The sequence below is a fragment of the Actinomycetota bacterium genome (assembly GCA_030019255.1).
Classification (GTDB): Bacteria; Actinomycetota; Geothermincolia; order Geothermincolales; family RBG-13-55-18; genus Solincola_A.
The window spans coordinates 28518-31425 of record JASEFK010000020.1 but is presented as its reverse complement, the minus strand read 5'-3'; the positions used below and the strand labels follow the sequence as shown (position 1 = coordinate 31425).

Sequence of the window (2908 nt, the reverse complement as noted above, 5' to 3'; positions counted from 1 at the left end):
TGGGATGGGAGGAGGAAGGCTAGGTGGCTGACACAAAATCCTTGACGCTACCGGTCGGGAGGGGAAGAAAGGAGAAAGAGCTCGGACGGCGGAGCAGGTATTTAGGGTGACGGTACCCCCGGCGAGCCACACCGCATGGTGCCAGGTTGAGGAGCGCGGTGAGGAAAGGAAGGTGCATGGACAGAAGGGAATTCCTGGAAAGGGCGGGAAAGGCGGCCCTGGGACTGGGCGGGTTGTACCTGGCGGCCGTCCTGCCCGGTTGCGGCGGCCAGGAAGCCTGTCCCGTTGAGGAAGGCCCCCAGGCTTCCGCGCAGGACCTCCCGGCGCCGGAAAAAGGAGGCGATTTCACCGGCCTGGTGGTGGTGAGGGGTAATGACCCGGCGGCCATGCTGCGTGTCGGGTTGCTGGAATGGGGGGGCCTGGAGAGGCTGCAGCCGGCCGGAAAGCGGGTGTTGATAAAGGTCAACGCCGCCTTCGCTCGGCCCCCGGGGGACGCCGCCACCACCGACCCGCGCCTGGTATCGGAGGCAGTGCGCCTCTTCCGTGAGGCAGGAGCTTCGGAAGTGGTGGTCTATGATCACATCCTGCAGGACCTGGTGGACGCCACCCTGGAGAGGAACGGAATAGGGCAGGCGGCCCAGGAGGCGGGAGCCCGCCTCGCGGTCTACGCGGTGAAGAAGCCGGGACCCGCGCGGGTGGTGCAGGTACCGGGAGGAAGGGCCCTGCTCTCGGTGGGAATCCTGGAGGACATCTTCCAGGCCGACGTCATCGTCAACATGCCCAAGGCCAAGCACCACAGCGGGGCCGGCCTGACCATGGCCATGAAGAACCTCATCGGCTGCACCCAGAACATGGGGAAGGTGCACGAAATCGACCTCCACCGGGCCATCGCCGAGCTTAACACCCTCGTCCGTCCCTCCCTCATCGTGCTGGACGCCACCAGCGTGCTCCTGGACCGCGGTCCCGGCGGCCCGGGAACCGTGGGCCACCCGGGAAGCCTGGTGCTGGGCACCGACCCGGTGGCCGTGGACGCCTACGCCTGCGGGTTCTTCGGCCGTTCGCCAAGGGAGATAGGTTACCTGGTCCACGGGGAGGAACTGGGCTTGGGCACCACCGATTTCCAGTCCCTGGGAGTAAGGGAAGTGGAGGCTTGAACGGGGGCATATCCGGAAGCGCTGGTCGGTTATCACCCCTTCCCGGGAGGCGGTTCTTACCGCGGGATATAACGGTGGACCCCGGAAGAGGGATGGAAATCGCTGGCGGGTGACCAACCGTTCCGGGAGACCCCGGATCGGCGCCGAGGTCGGGATTTTGACCTCGCGGAGCAGGGATATCGGTCCAAGGAAAGAGGAGAGAGCGTGCAAGGCGATGCGGAGAAGAAAAGGGAGTAAGTTGTCCTGGACAAGGCGGGCGGCACAGGCCGTCTTCCTGTCCCTCTTCGTTATCCTGGCCTGGTCTGCCTCCTATCCGCCGGGAGCGTTAAACGAGAACCTGTTCCTACGTTTCGACCCCCTGGCCGCCTTCGTGGCCGCCTCCTGGAGCGGACTTTGGGCTTACCTCCTTCCCGCCTGGCTCCTGCTCCTGGCCACCGCCTTCAGCGGCCGCTTCTTCTGCGGCTGGGTGTGCCCCCTGGGCACGGTGCTGGAATGGACGCCTTCCCTGCGGGGAAGGCGGCGGAGGAGGAGGTTCTCGGAGCTGCGGGCGGTGGACGTCACCGGCAGGGTGATAGGGGAGGAGGAGAGGAAGATAAGGCTCAAGTACGTCTTCCTGGTCCTCTTTCTGCTCCTCTCCCTGGCGGGGATCAACCTGGCCTGGGCCTACGATCCCCTGGTCATCGCTAACCGGGCGCTGACCTTCCTGCTCTCCGGTGGCGTCCCCTTCATCTTCATCGGCCTGGTGGCCCTGGCCGTACTCGCGGGACCGCGTTTCTGGTGCCGGGAGATGTGTCCCCTGGGGGCCTGCCTGTCCCTTACCGGGATGCTCGGCTCCCGGCTTCCCGCCGGGGCCAGCCCGCTCTCCCTGGTCAAGGAGGAGGATGCCTGTATCCACTGCGGCAATTGCTCCCTGGCCTGTCCCTTCGGGATAACCGAGGTGGCGGACGCGCGGCGGACGGGCAGGCTGGCCCTCGCCGATTGTGCCCTGTGCGGGGAGTGTGTGGCCGCCTGCCCGCGCGAAGGCGCCCTGTCGCTGCGTTTCTTCGGGTACGCACTCTCCTCTTCGCGGGGGAGGAAGAGGGGGCGGGATGGGATGTCCCCGGAATCGGGCGAGGAGGTTCTTGTGAAGTGCGGAGGATGAGACTGGCACGCCGGGAATTCCTGGCCTGGGGCCTAGCCGGTGCAGCCACGGCGCTCACCTACGGGTTGTGGCCGGGGAAGGCGGATGCCGCGCCCTTGCTCAGGCCGCCGGGAGCGCAGGACGAGGAGGACTTCGTGTCGCGCTGCCTGCGCTGCCAGGAGTGCGTGCGCGCCTGCATGACCGGTTGCCTGGAACCCGCGGGTAGTGAATACGGGGCCGCCGTGATGTGGACGCCCCGCTTCAACCCCGCGCTGGCCAAGTGCGAGTTCGAGCTGTGCGGGAGGGCCTGCGCACGGGCCTGCCCGGTGGGAGCCATTCGCCGCCCGGCCGACGACGAGGTGTGCCTGGGTACCGCGCGCGTGGACCGGGGAAAGTGCATCGCCTGGGCGGAGGGCAAGGCCTGCCTGGTATGCCATGAACGCTGTTCCTACGGGGCCATAGAGCCCGATTCCCGGGGCCGGCCCCGGGTGGTGAAGAAGAGGTGCACCGGGTGCGGCGCCTGCCAGAACACCTGCGTCACCTGCCCGGACCCGGCCATAGTGGTCTACCCCCCAGAAAAAGGGGTCAGGTCTTGAATTTTGATACACCCGAGTACCGAAACCTCGATACCCGA

At 66.9% G+C, this 2908-nt stretch carries 3 protein-coding genes; all 3 read left to right on the top strand.

Features of this window, described 5'->3' with window-relative positions:
* Positions 1–176: 176 nt before the first annotated feature.
* The gene (locus QME84_12230; GenBank protein MDI6875032.1) at positions 177–1154 is read left to right on the top strand and encodes a DUF362 domain-containing protein; all 978 of its coding nucleotides are present in this window, start codon (positions 177–179) and stop codon (positions 1152–1154) included.
* Between the two features lie 238 nt (positions 1155–1392).
* On the top strand, positions 1393–2295 hold the full coding sequence (locus tag QME84_12225) for a 4Fe-4S binding protein (protein MDI6875031.1): 903 nt from the start codon (positions 1393–1395) through the stop codon (positions 2293–2295).
* Complete coding sequence (locus tag QME84_12220; GenBank protein ID MDI6875030.1) at positions 2283–2870, top strand: 4Fe-4S dicluster domain-containing protein; 588 nt, start codon at positions 2283–2285, stop codon at positions 2868–2870. Before QME84_12225 ends, QME84_12220 begins: the two co-directional genes overlap by 13 nt.
* The last annotated feature ends 38 nt before the right edge of the window (positions 2871–2908 follow it).

Bases quoted from the DNA above. Each gene is read 5' to 3' on its own strand.
- QME84_12230 (MDI6875032.1), top strand. From the start codon at position 177: ATGGACAGAAGGGAATTCCTGGAAAGGGCGGGAAAGGCGGCCCTGGGA.